The 12,488-nt window shown below is 69.6% G+C and carries 8 protein-coding genes; 7 read left to right on the top strand and 1 reads right to left on the bottom strand.

Annotated elements, in window-relative coordinates:
* Nucleotides 1–188 precede the first annotated feature (188 nt).
* The gene (locus WMF12_RS22795; protein WP_437873616.1) at nt 189–983 is read right to left on the bottom strand and encodes a hypothetical protein; all 795 of its coding nucleotides are present in this window, start codon (nt 981–983) and stop codon (nt 189–191) included.
* Between the two features lie 1,194 nt (nt 984–2,177).
* On the opposite strand from WMF12_RS22795, the gene WMF12_RS22790 reads away from it, so the two are divergent.
* The 7 genes from WMF12_RS22790 to WMF12_RS22760 all read left to right on the top strand — a co-directional run bounded on the left by WMF12_RS22790 (nt 2,178) and on the right by WMF12_RS22760 (nt 12,475).
* Nucleotides 2,178–4,580: a right-handed parallel beta-helix repeat-containing protein gene (locus WMF12_RS22790; protein ID WP_437873615.1), complete on the top strand. Its 2,403-nt coding sequence runs from the start codon at nt 2,178–2,180 to the stop codon at nt 4,578–4,580.
* A 749-nt stretch (nt 4,581–5,329) separates the two neighbouring features.
* A complete protein-coding gene (locus tag WMF12_RS22785) occupies nt 5,330–7,051 on the top strand; it encodes an ABC transporter substrate-binding protein (protein ID WP_437747720.1) in 1,722 nt (573 codons plus the stop codon).
* 48 nt (nt 7,052–7,099) lie between these two features.
* Nucleotides 7,100–8,077, top strand: coding sequence for an ABC transporter permease (locus WMF12_RS22780; protein ID WP_437873614.1), 978 nt, complete (start codon nt 7,100–7,102; stop codon nt 8,075–8,077).
* Nucleotides 8,078–8,098: 21 nt separating this feature from the next.
* Complete coding sequence (locus WMF12_RS22775) at nt 8,099–9,055, top strand: ABC transporter permease (protein ID WP_437873613.1); 957 nt, start codon at nt 8,099–8,101, stop codon at nt 9,053–9,055.
* Complete coding sequence (locus WMF12_RS22770; protein WP_437873612.1) at nt 9,045–10,004, top strand: ABC transporter ATP-binding protein; 960 nt, start codon at nt 9,045–9,047, stop codon at nt 10,002–10,004. Before WMF12_RS22775 ends, WMF12_RS22770 begins: the two co-directional genes overlap by 11 nt.
* A gap of 2 nt (nt 10,005–10,006) precedes the next feature.
* On the top strand, nt 10,007–11,065 hold the full coding sequence (locus WMF12_RS22765; RefSeq protein WP_437873611.1) for an ABC transporter ATP-binding protein: 1,059 nt from the start codon (nt 10,007–10,009) through the stop codon (nt 11,063–11,065).
* Nucleotides 11,066–11,083: 18 nt separating this feature from the next.
* A complete protein-coding gene (locus WMF12_RS22760; protein ID WP_437873610.1) occupies nt 11,084–12,475 on the top strand; it encodes a GH1 family beta-glucosidase in 1,392 nt (463 codons plus the stop codon).
* Nucleotides 12,476–12,488: the final 13 nt, after the last annotated feature.

Genomic DNA, 12,488 nt, shown 5'->3' with positions numbered 1-12,488 from the left:
GCGGGGGTCCAACGTTTCGCGGGCCCCGCGCTCGATGGAGGGCGCCCGCTCTCCAGAGGCAGGTCGACGGACGGGCCGCCCGCCTCGCGGGGAGCTCGGGTGACTCTCCCCGCAGGTTCGGGCGGACCCTCGTATCGATTCACCGCGGCTCGCGGCGGCAGCGTGGCCGTCGCGCCCAGGGAACGACGTCAGGGAAAGAGCGATCCAGGGAAACCACCTCCGCCGCAGCACCCAGCGCCGCCGAAGCCGCCGAGCGGCGCGCCGAAGCCGCCGGGGAAGCCGAAGCCGCCGTACGGATAGCCGCCCATGCCGAGCGGCCACCCGAAGCCGCCCATGCCCGGGGAGCCGCCGAGGCCGGGGATCCCGCCCATCTGCCCGACGGGGCCGCCGGGCATCTGCCCGACCTGGCCGACGGGGCCGCCGGGGCCCTGGAGCGGGCCGCCGCCCTTGATGGGGCCCTGTCCGATGTCGCCGGGGCCCTGGAGCGGGCCACCGGGGCCCTGCCCGACGCCGCCAAGGCCGCCCTTGATGGGGCCCTGTCCGACGCCGCCGGGGCCCTGGAGCGGGCCGCCGCCCTTGATGGGGCCCTGTCCGATGTCGCCGGGGCCCTGGAGCGGGCCACCGGGGCCGCCGAGGCCGCCCTTGAAGGGTCCCTGTCCGATGTCGCCGGGGCCCTGAAGCGGGCCACCGGGGCCGCCGAGGCCGCCCTTGAAGGGTCCCTGTCCGATGTCGCCGGGGCCCTGAAGCGGGCCACCGGGGCCGCCGAGGCCGCCCTTGATGGGGCCCTGTCCGATGCCGCCGGGGCCCTGGAGCGGGCCACCGGGGCCGCCGAGGCCGCCCTTGATGGGGGCCTGGCCGATATCGGTCTTGCCCGGCACCCCGGGCGCGCCGATCAGGCCGCCGCCCCGCGTCTCCTCGTCCGTCGCTTCCTCGTCCTCCAACGCCTGCTCACTCGACGCCACGTCGACGTCAGCCTGGTCCAAGTCGGCCTCTTGCGGAGCCACCGCGTCGACTGCGCACCCGGTCATCAACACAGAAAAGAGCATCGCCGCGTGCGCCATCTTCATATCGATTGAGCGAACCATCCGTCCTCCTTCCATGCCCTGCTACGGCCCTCGGGCCCGCGCCGGCATGTTGAACGGCGTGGAGAGCAGGCTGCGTGCCTGACTCTTCGTGTGCAGAGCCTGCCGCGTCGGCGACGGCGAAAGTGCATTGTCTGAATCCGCGCCGGGTGAGCGTTCTGCCCCGTTTCATCGCGCCGGGGAGCCGCCGCGTCGGCGCCGCCTCGCAGCGCCGATGTGGGCGCCTTTCGAGCGCTGGAGAAAGGCAAATGTCGACGTCCATCGCAGGGCGCCCCGCGCGCCGCGCGCGGCGGGACGGCATGAAACGGGGGGAGGACGACCCGACTTGCGGCTTTATCGCGCTCGGCAAGCCGCATTTCCGAAGACCTGGTGGATCCCTGCAATCAGGGGCTGCAGCGACTCGACATCTGCGCTCGTCGGCGGCGATGTTCTCATCGCTTGCGGCCATCTGGTCACGCCGTGCGCAGCCCACTTCGGCCGACAAGGGCCCTGCGCGGCGCTCCTCCTGCGGCGACCTCGCCGTCGTCGCGCGGGTGTGCCGCGCTCTGCGCCGCGCCGCGCGTCACCCCGTCGTCCGGAACGACGGCGCGGTCGCCGCCTTCAGCCGCGGACGGCGGGCCGGCGATGCAGCGGGAGCGGCCGCCCTCGCGGGGCGTCTCCGCGCCGCGTTCGCCCGGTTCAACGTGGTTGACAGAAGACGTCTGACCCACACGCTCGGCCGCGCGCGAGCCTCGGTGTCAGCGAGGTTCGCGCGCGCCCACGCCCGGGAGACCCGGCGCGGCGCAGCCGTCCGTGGCGCTGCAGCGAAGGGAAAGTCGGCGCGATCACGGCTCCTTTGCCTGGCAGGAGCGCATCTCCCGTTGTAGGATTCATTACGCTAAAGGAGCTCGCGCGGCGCCGCACAGGCGCACAGGCGCACAGGCGGCGTCCTCGTCACCCCTGGCGCGGGCTCCTCGACGATCTCGGGCGCTCGGGGCGCCTGTTCATGGAGGCTACGCGCGGTCTCCGCGCTGCTGCGGGAGCTCTGGAGAGCTGTTCGCCCGAGGAGCGGGAGCCCGCGGCGCGCGAGGCAGCGCTTTCCAAGGAGGGGATTGCATGCGCTTCTGCGCGACGCGCGCGGGTTCATCTTGCCTGGCCGCCTGCATCGCGGCCCTCTTGCCGCTCGTCGCGGCGTGCAGCGACGCCTCGGGGAGCTCCGGCGCCCCGCTCGCATGCGAGGGCGTCGCGCCGCGCGCGCCTAGCTGCGCGCCTGGGCACGTCCTCGGCCCCGCGGAGGCGTGCATGCCGGTGGGCATCCAGGGGTGCGCCGAGCTGTTCGTGGAGGACGACGGACTCTGCCATCCATCGATGGCGAAATGCCCCGCGGGGACGATCCCGAAGTTCGATGAGGGCTGTATTCCCGCTGGCATCCCCCGCTGCGCTCCGGAGCTCGCGGGCGACGACGGGCTCTGCAGGCCGGCCATGGCGAGGTGCCCGACAGGCACGTTCGCGACGCCGGAAGCGGGGTGTGTGCCGGTCGACGGCCCCGTCGGCTGCGGGCGCGGGCCGTGGGGGAGCGTCCCGCGCGTGTCCGGGAACGTCTATGTGGATCCGAGCTACTCCGGCGCGGACGGCGACGGATCCGAGGCGAGGCCGGTCACGACGATCGAGGCGGCGCTGGGGCTCGTCGCCGACGGCGGGACGATCGCGCTCGCGGCGGGGACCTACGACGAGCCGGTCGTCATCACGAAGCCGCTCGAGATCGCCGGCCCGTGCGCCTCGCGCGTGCGGATCCGCGGGGTCAGCTCGGCCGTGAGTCCTCCGGCGATCGTGGCCGTGCTCGACGCAGGGGAGGTGACGCTCCGGGGGATCGAGATCGGCGGAGACGGCGCCGGCGTCGTGGCGACCGGCGCGAGCGCCGTGACGCTCGAGCGCGTTCACATCAAGGACGCCATGCATGCCGGCGTCCTGTCGGGCGACGGCGCCCGCCTCTCGGTGGCGCAGAGCTGGATCGAGGGGACGCGCGACGGCAGCGCAGGAACCGGCATCGGCGCCCTTGCGGAAGCCGGCGGCGCGCTCCTCGTGAAGGAGAGCGCCGTGACGGGCAACCGCGCGGCGGGCGTGGCGGCGCTCCAGGCGGGCGCCACGGCGTCCGTGGTGGGCAGCCTCGTCGAGGGGACCTTGTCGTCGGGGCGCTACCCGGCGGACGGCCAGGGGATCGTCGTGCAGGACGGCGCCGAGGCGTCGATCGAGAGCACGGCTGTCGTTGGAAACCAGCTGTCCGGGATCCTCGTGGCGGCCAGCGCGTCGGCGACCCTCTCCGGCGTCCTCGTCGAGGGGACGAGCCCCGGGAGCTCCGACCCGCCTTACGGCGTCGGCGTGTATGCGGCGAGGCAAGCGCGCGTCGCGATCGACTCGAGCGTGGTCCTCGGCAACACCGAGATCGGCGTCGCCGTCATCGGCGAGGGCAGCGCGGCGACGATGACGCGGAGCCTGGTGCAGGGCACGGTGGCGGCCCCGACCGGGTCGTTGCTCGGCGGATTCGGCGTCGCCGTCACCCGCGGCGCGGCGATGCGCCTCCACGAGAGCGCGGTCGTCCGGAACCGCGGCACCGGGGTTCACGTCGGCGACTCTTCCGCCGAGCTGATCGCCGGCGGCAACCTCATCGAAGGCACCATCGCCGAGGGCGGCTGGGGGGACGGCGCCGGGCTGACCGTGGCGGAGGGCCGCGTGACGCTCGTGTCGAATGCCATTCGCAGCAACGAGGGCACCGGCCTGCTCGTGGGATATGACGGGTCCGAGGCGACCGTGACAGGCAACCTCGTCGAGGGGCATGTCGCGCCGGACCGCCGCGCGCCGGTGGGGCAGGGGATCGTCATCTACCGGGGCGCCACCGCGGTGCTCGCGGGCAATGTCGTGAGCGGCAACCGCTCCGTCGGCGTCTTCGCCGGCACGGAGATCCTCGGCAGCAGGGTCGAGATCATCGGGAACCTGATCGACGGCACCGCGGGCGGCGAATCAGACGACGATGGCGACGATGACGGCGACGACGGCGATGACGACAGCACGGGCATCGGCGTCGCCGCCGCGGGGTACGAGATCCGGCTCGCTTCGTCCCTCGTCCGCGGGAGCCGCACGGCCGGCGTGGTGCTGTTCGCCTCCGAGGCGGAGATCTCGCAGACGGTCGTCGACGGGGTGACGGGTGATCCCCGCGCCGCACAGGGCAGCCGGCGCGACGAGCTCGTCGCCGACGGCGTCCTCGCGCTCGCCGGCTCCACCGTCGCGCTCGATGACGTGCGGGTGGAAGGCTGTGCGCGCGCCGGCATCCTGTACGACCGGAGCACGGGTCGCCTCTCCCGGGTTCGCGCCCTGGACAACCGCTTCGGGCTGGTCGTGCAGGGCTCGCCCGAGCCTCAGCTGAAGCTGGGTAAGGAGAGCGCGTTCCTCGACAACTGCACCGCCGACGAGCTCTTCGGCGGCGAGCTCCGCGTGCCAGCGTCCGCTCCCCCGCTCCCATGAGGCGCGCTCGCGGCCGCCCGCCTGGCCCGCGCCTGCGCGCGAAACATTGATGACATCGAAGGGAGCCTTTCCTGATACGTGGTACTCACGGCCACGGCGGAGAGGACCAGCCCATCAGGCGTCGAACAGCGGCCCGCACTACAACGCTGACCGCACCCGACGCTCCGCCCGCGTCCGCCCCTGACGCGGCCTTCCCTCTCTGCCCGCCCAGGAGGTGTCCGCGCTCGCCCTGGGAGCGCGCCCCCTGTCCACCGGCGCGAAGTTGGAAATTTCTGGTCTTGTAATCGCCCGCGGACGTCTGTATAGACCTGCCCCGGACGCGCGTGGACAGCGGCGCACCTCAGGTGCCTGAACCGACGCAGTCTGTGACGGCTTACTTTCTTACTGCGGTCAAAGAAAATAACAGTGCAAGTGCTTAAGCCATCATTCCTCATGACGCGTGATGACACCATGAGCACCACATGAGACGGAGTTGCTGCTGCGAGACATGACGCACCACGATATCTCCCTTGAAAACGCGCCTGAGTAAGCGGCGCGAGAACTTGACAGCGACCTCGAATCCCCGTTGACACTGCTGTGCGAAAACGGCTACAGTGCCGACGCCTGGATGCTGGTATGGCGCACTGCGTCGCGGTGTCGAATTCCGGCGAGCCGCTCTGCCGCGTGGTGGCTTCCAGGGAGATTGAGGAGTGGGAGAGGGACGGTGGGCGCTCGGGCGTATCCACGAGGGCCCCGCGAGGAGCATTCTCATGAGGAACTGGTTGTTGCCGCGTCGGACGTTCGTGTTGTCGACGTTGCTTCTTTCGGTCGGTGTCACAGCGGGGTGCGGGAAGACCGAACCGACCAAGGAGTCCGCGGGCGGCGCGAGCACCGCGCCGGGTCCGGGCAAACCCTCTCCGGCCGCCGACACCTTCCTGACCGTCTCGATCGAGCAGCAAGCGTCATGGGTGCGGAACTTCAATCCTCTGCTCGCACCAGGCAACGTTCGCTGGCCAACCGTCGCTGGCATCTACGAGCCGCTCCTCGTTTACAACACGATGAAGGGCGAGTTCACCCCCTGGCTCGCATCGAAGTACGAGTGGGGTAACGGGAACAAGACGCTCACCGTCACGACGCGGCCCGGCGTCAAGTGGTCCGATGGCCAACCGTTCACGGCGAAGGACGTGGCCTTCACCTTCGGGCTCCTGAAGAAGCACGTCGCCCTCGACCTGCAAGGCGTCTGGAAGTGGCTGACCTCGGTCGAGGCCAAGAGCGACTCCACGGTCGAGTTCACGCTCACGCGGCCGTACGTCCCCGGGCTCGTCTTCCTCGGCCACCAGCCGATCGTGCCGGAGCACAAGTGGAAGGACGTGGCGGATCCGGTCACGTACACGAACGAGAACCCGGTCGCGACGGGGCCCTTCACCGAGGTGAAGACCTTCCAGAACCAGATCTACGAGCTCGGCCGGAACCCGAACTACTGGCAGCAGGGCAAGCCGGCGATCAAGGGGCTCCGCTTCCCGGCGTACCCGGGCAACGACCAGGCGAACCTGGCGCTCTTGAACGGCGAGGTCGACTGGGCCGGCAACTTCGTCCCGGAGATCGAGAAGGTCTACGTCGGCAAGGACCCCACGAATCACCATTACTGGTTCCCGCTCGTCGGCAGCACGGTGTTCGTCTACACGAACACGGCGAAGAAGCCCCTCGACGACGCGCGGGTGCGCAAGGCGATCAGCATGTCGCTCGACCGCGAGCAGATCGTCAAGGTCGCCATGAACAACTACACGCGGCCGGCGGACGCGACGGCGCTGAGCGACGCGCACGAGCGCTGGCGCAGCCAGAAGACGGTCGAGGCGGGCGACTGGGTCAAGTTCAACGTGGCCAAGGCGAACCAGATCCTCGACGAGGCGGGTTATGCCAAGGGGGCCGACGGCATCCGCGTGAAGGACGGGAAGCCGCTGCGCTTCGATCTCAACGTCGTCACGGGCTGGTCCGACTGGGTGCGCGCGGCGCAGATCGTCACGCAGCAGGTCAAGCAGATCGGCGTCGAGGCCACGCTGAAGACGTACGACTTCAGCGCGTTCTTCGAGGCGCTCCAGAAGGGCACGTTCGACCTGTCGATGGGCTGGTCGAACGAGGAGCCGACCCCATACAACTTCTACCGGGACCTCCTCGGCACCGCGACCGCGAAGCCGGTCGGCGAGACGTCGGCGCGCAACTGGCACCGCTTCGGCGCCAAGCAGGCCGACGGCCTCTTCGAGGCGTTCGAGGCCGCGACCGAGCCGGCGGAGCAGAAGAAGATCATCGAGCAGCTCCAGGAGATCTTCTCCGAGACGGCGCCCTCGATCCCGCTGTTCCCCGGGCCGTCCTGGGGCGAGTACAACACACGCCGCTTCACCGGGTTCCCCAGCAAGGAGAACCCGTACGCGAAGCTGTCGCCCAACAACCCGCCCGAGTACCTGCTGGTCCTCACCGAGCTCAAGCCGAAGTGAAGTTGGGCGTGACCTGATCCGGAGAGCAGGTTAAAAGAGAGAGCTTCTGTGCGTTACCTTCTGCGACAGCTGGGCTTGTACTTCATCGCGGCGTGGGCTTCGCTCACCCTGAACTTCCTCATTCCGCGCGCCATGCCGGGCGATCCAGCCTCGGCCATGTTCGTGCGCTTCCGGGGGCAGCTGCAGCCGGAGGCGATCGAGGCGCTGCGGAAGGCGTTCGGGTTCACGGGTGAGCCGCTCTACAAGCAATACATCACCTACCTGAGCCACACGCTGGCCGGCGATCTCGGCACCTCGGTGGCGCACTTCCCGGCGAAGGTGACGGAGGTCATCGCGACGGGGCTCGGCTGGACGCTGCTCCTGTCGGGCGCCGCCGTGATCGTCAGCTTCGGCCTGGGGACGGTGCTCGGGATCGTCGCGACGTGGAAGCGGGGCGGCTGGCTCGACTCGGTCATGCCGCCGGTCCTGATGTTCCTCGGCGCGTTCCCCTACTTCTGGCTCGCGATGGTGTCGCTCTACGTCCTCGGGTTCGTGCTCGGGGCCTTCCCGCTGCGCCACGCCTACAGCGACACGCTCTCGCCCGATTGGAGCCTGGAGTTCATCGGGAGCGTGCTCTCGCACATGGTCCTGCCCGCCCTGTCGATCGTCGTCGCCACCATCGGCGGCTGGATGCTCGGCATGCGCAGCGCGATGGTCACCGTGCTGTCCGAGGAGTACATCACGATGGCCCAGGCCAAGGGGCTCTCGCAGTGGCGGGTCATGTTCACCTACGCCGCGAGGAACGCGCTCCTGCCCAACGTCACGGGCTTCGGCATGGCGCTTGGCTTCGTGCTCGCCGGCTCGCTGCTCACCGAGATCGTCTTCTCGTATCCGGGGCAAGGTTATCTGCTCATCCAGGCGGTTCGAAATCAGGATTACCCGCTCATGCAGGGGATCTTCCTCACCATCACGTTCGCCGTGCTGGGGGCGAACTTCCTGGTCGACGTGATCTACGTGTTTCTTGATCCCCGCGCCCGCGGGCGCTGACGGCTGGGTCCAGGAGAAGCGATGGCTGCGCAACAAGGCAACAGCGGGGGCGGCGCCTCCCGTGCGGCGGGATGGCTCCGCCTGCTCCTCTCGAATCGCAAGGCGATGGTGGGCACGCTCATCGTGCTCTTCTTCCTGCTCCTCTCGCTGCTCGGCCCCTCGCTCGTGGGCCAGGACCCGCACGCGTTCGTGGGCATGCCGCACGAGGCTCCCTCCGCCGAGCACCTATTCGGCACGAACGGCCAGGGGCAGGACGTGCTCGCGCAGACGATCGTCGGCGCGCGGACCTCGCTGGCCGTCGGCTTCGCCACGGGCTTCGCCGTGATCGCGATCGGCGCGGCGATCGGCATGGCCGGAGGCTACTTCGGCGGCTGGATCGACAGCGTTCTCTCGCTGCTCACGAACGTGTTCCTGATCATCCCCGGCCTGCCGATGGCCGTGGTCATCGCGGCCTACCTGCCGGCCGGGCCGCTGACGATCCTGTTCGTCCTCGTCCTCACGGGCTGGGCGTGGAACGCGCGTGTGCTCCGCTCGCAGGTGCTCGCGCTGCGCGACAAGGACTTCGTGTCCGCGGCCCTCGTGAGCGGCGAGGGGAGCGCGCGCATCATCTTCGTGGAGATCCTGCCGAACATGACGTCGCTCCTCATGTCCGGCTTCATCGGCGCGACGGTCTACGCGATCGGCGCCCAGGTCGGCCTCGAGTTCCTCGGGCTGGGCGACCTGAGCGCCGTCACCTGGGGCACGAACCTCTACTGGGCGAGCAACAACGCCGCGCTCCTCACGGGCGCCTGGTGGACCATCGTGCCCACCGGCGTGTGCGTCGCGCTGGTCGGGTTCGCGCTCACGCTCATCAATTACGCGATCGACGAGATCTCGAATCCGCGGCTCCGCGCGGAGGGCGCCTGGTCGCGTCTCCTCAGGAGCCGCAAGGTCACGGCGGGTCCGTCTACGCCGGTGGTGAGGACTCATGGCGCCTAGTCCGCTTCTCTCGGTTCAGGATCTCCGGGTCGAGTTCATCACCCCGACGGGTCCGGTGTGCGCGGTCGACAACGTCTCCTTCGACATCGCCCCGGGCGAGGTGCTCGGCCTCGCGGGCGAGTCGGGGAGCGGCAAGTCGACGGTGGCGATGGCCATCATGCGGCTGCTCCGCCCGCCGGCGGTCATCACGGGCGGGCACGTGTACTTCGCCGGGCAGGACGTCCTGGCGATGAACGAGGAGCAGCTCCGCGCCTTCCGCTGGCGGAAGATGGCGCTGGTGTTCCAGAGCGCGATGACCGCGCTCAACCCGGTGCTGACGATCGGCGAGCAGATCGCCGATCCGATCATCGCGCACGACGGCGTGACGCCCGCTCAGGCGATGGAGCGCGCGGCCGCGCTGCTCAAGCTCGTGAACATCGACTCGTCGCGCCTGAACAGCTACCCGCACCAGCTGTCGGGCGGCATGCGCCAGCGCGTGGTGATCGCCATCGCGATGGCGCTCAAGCCGCCGTTCCTCATCATGGATGAGCCGACGACGGCGCTCGACGTGGTCGTGCAGCGGGAGATCCTGCAGCAGATCGCCGAGCTCAAGGAGCGCCTCGGCTTCTCGATCCTCTTCATCACGCACGACCTCTCGCTCATCGCCGAGTTCTCCACGCGCATCGCCATCCTCTACGCCGGCAAGCTCGCGGAGACCGCCCGCGCCAAGGACCTCTTCAGCGATCCGAAGCACCCGTACACGCAGGGGCTCCTCGGGTCGTTCCCCTCGGTCCGTGGGCCGCGCCGCAAGCTGCAGGGCATCCCGGGCTCGCCGCCCGACATGCGCAACCCACCCGCCGGCTGCCGCTTCCATCCCCGGTGTCCGCAGGCCTTCGCGACCTGCCAGAACGAGCTGCCCGCCCTTCGTGAAATCGCGCCCGAGCACCGCGGCGCCTGCCACCTCTACTGACGATGACGATGACGCAACCTTCTGTCTCGCCTGTCCTCGACGTGGTGCGCCTGGGGAAGTACTTCCCTGTCGGCGGCGGGCTGCGATCGCAGCAGCTCCGGGCGCTGCACGACGCATCGTTCTCGCTGGCAGAGCGTGAGGTCATCGCGCTGGTCGGCGAGTCGGGCAGCGGCAAGAGCACGATCGCACGGCTCCTCGCGCGGCTGATGCCGCCGAGCAGCGGGCAGATCGTGTTCAAGGGTCGCGACGTGCTGAAGGAGGAGCCGACCCGCGCCTCGCTCGCTTACCGCGGGCAGGTGCAGATGATCTTCCAGGATCCGTTCGGCTCGCTCAACCCGGTGCACACCATCGGCTACCACCTCGAGCGGCCGCTCCTGCTCCACAACAAGGCGCCCACCCCGGCGATCCTCCGGGAGAAGGTGCACGCGCTCCTCAAGACGGTCGATCTGAACCCGCCCGCGGAGGTCGCGCTCAAGTTCCCGTACCAGCTGTCGGGCGGTCAGCGGCAGCGCGTGGCGATCGCCCGCGCCCTCGCGGTGGATCCCAGCGTGATCCTCGCGGACGAGCCGATCTCGATGCTCGACGTCTCGATCCGCATGGGCGTCCTGAACCTGATGGAGAAGCTCAAGGAGGAGCGCGGCATCTCCTACCTCTACATCACGCACGACATCGCGAGCGCGCGCTACGTCGCGGATCGCACGATGGTGATGTACGCAGGCCACATCGTGGAGGGCGCGCCGAGCGAGGAGCTGATGCAGCAGCCAGCGCACCCGTACACGAAGCTCCTGCTCTCGGCGGTTCCGGATCCGAACGGCTCGATCCGCGGCGATCTCCCGGCGCGCTCCGGGGCGCCGAAGCTCATCAACCCGCCGCCGGGCTGCCCCTTCGCGGACCGCTGCCCGAGCGTGATGAACACGTGCCGGGAGCAGATGCCGGGGGCCGTCGACGTCGGGTCGGGGCACTGGGTCCGCTGCCACCTCTACGCGCCCGGCTCCGTCATCGCGCCCTCCGCGCTCTACGATCGCACGGTGCCCGCCTCCGTCGAGGCCGGACCTATCTAAGGAGAACCACGAACCGACATGCCGTCTCTGAGATTTCCCGACAATTTCGTCTGGGGGACCGCGACGTCCTCCTATCAGATCGAGGGGGCTACGAACGAGGACGGCCGCAGCGAGTCCATCTGGGATCGCTTCGCGAAGACGCCCGGTCAGATCGTCGACGGGACCAACGGCGACATCGCGTGCGACCACTACCACCGGTGGCCTGAGGACATCGCGCTGATGAAGAGCCTGGGCATGATGGCCTACAGGTTCTCGATCGCGTGGCCGCGCATCCTCCCGAACGGCCGGGGCGCGGTGAACCAGAAGGGGCTCGACTTCTACAGCCGGCTCGTGGACGGCCTCCTCGCGGCCGGGATCGAGCCGTACGCGACCCTCTTCCACTGGGACCTGCCGCAGGTGCTCCAGGACCAGGTCGGTGGCTGGCAGCACCGCTCGACGGCGGACGCGTTCGTGGAGTTCACCGACGTCATCTCGCGGAAGCTCGGCGATCGCGTGAAGAAGTGGATCACGCACAACGAGCCGTGGTGCACGGCGTTCCTCAGCTACGAGAAGGGGATCCACGCGCCGGGCATGCGCGATTTCAAGAAGGCGCTGGCGGTGAGCCACCACCTCTTGCTCTCCCACGGCCTCGCGGTGCCCGTGGTGCGCCAGAACTGTCCCGGCGCCGAGGTGGGCATCACGCTGAACATGAACTACGCGATGCCCGCGTCCCCCAGCGCCGCCGACTACGACGCGTGCCGCCACTACGACGGGTATTTCAACCGCTGGTTCCTCGATCCGCTGTACGGCCGGCGTTATCCGGCGGACATGATCGAGGACTACATCGCGCTGGGCTACCTCCCGCCGGAGGGGCTGACCGTGTGCAAGCCGGGCGATCTCGAGATCATCGCCACGCAGTGCGACTTCCTCGGCCTCAACTACTACTCGCGGGCGGTCCTGCGGAGCAGCAAGGTGCCCGAGGAGCAGAACCTGCCGAGGACGGTGCACGTCGCGCCCCCCTCCGAGCAGACGGAGATGAGCTGGGAGGTCTACCCGGAAGGGCTGCGGCGGCTGCTCCTCCGGCTGCACGTGGAGTACGGCGTGCCCAAGCTCTACGTGACGGAGAACGGCGCGGCCTACTCGACCGAGCCGGACAAGGACGGCCGCATCCCGGACACGCGGCGGCTTCAGTTCCTGCGCGATCATTTCGTCGCCGCGCGGCGCGCGATGGACGCGGGGGCGCCGCTCGCGGGGTACTTCGTGTGGTCGCTCATGGACAACTACGAGTGGGATCGCGGCTATTCGCAGCGGTTCGGCATCGTCTGGGTGGACTACGAGACGCAGCGGCGCATCCCGAAGGACAGCGCGCTCTGGTACAAGGGTGTCATCGCCGCCAACGCGGTCGACGACGGCTCCTCGCAGGCGACCTGACCGGCGACGCGCC

It is taken from the genome of Sorangium sp. So ce363 (genome assembly GCF_051520435.1).
Taxonomy (GTDB): Bacteria; Myxococcota_A; Polyangia; order Polyangiales; family Polyangiaceae; genus Sorangium; species Sorangium cellulosum_B.
Note: the sequence above shows the minus strand (reverse complement) of the source record. Positions and strands in the feature narration are given on the sequence as shown.